This window comes from Listeria sp. MAN/IMW/UF555, from assembly GCF_058684075.1.
Genome location: NZ_JBZWZS010000016.1, coordinates 1 through 435, shown reverse-complemented (window position 1 = coordinate 435; position 435 = coordinate 1). Strand labels below are relative to the sequence as shown.

Annotated in this window: 1 protein-coding gene; it reads right to left on the bottom strand. The window is 66.2% G+C overall.

The features are described from left to right. Positions 1 to 435: hypothetical protein (locus AC4PG8_RS13920; RefSeq protein WP_492170471.1), on the bottom strand; the 435-nt coding region annotated here is incomplete at both ends.

Genomic DNA, 435 nt, shown 5'->3' with positions numbered 1-435 from the left:
CTGTTGGTGTTGCGGTTGGTGACGCTGATGCTGCTGCGGTGGCTGTGGCTGATGCTGATGCTGATGCGGATGCTGATGCTGATGCTGATGCTGACGCCGATGCTGATGCGGATGCCGACGCTGATGCCGACGCTGATGCCGATGCGGATGCTGACGCTGATGCGGATGCCGACGCTGATGCGGATGCCGACGCTGATGCGGATGCTGATGCGGATGCTGATGCTGACGCCGATGCTGATGCGGATGCCGACGCTGATGCCGACGCTGATGCCGATGCGGATGCTGACGCTGATGCGGATGCCGACGCTGATGCGGATGCCGACGCTGATGCGGATGCCGATGCTGATGCGGATGCCGAGGCGGATGCGGATGCGGTTGGGGAGGCGGTGGGGGAGGGGGGTGGGGGGGGGGGTGCGGTGGGGGTGGCGGGGGCGG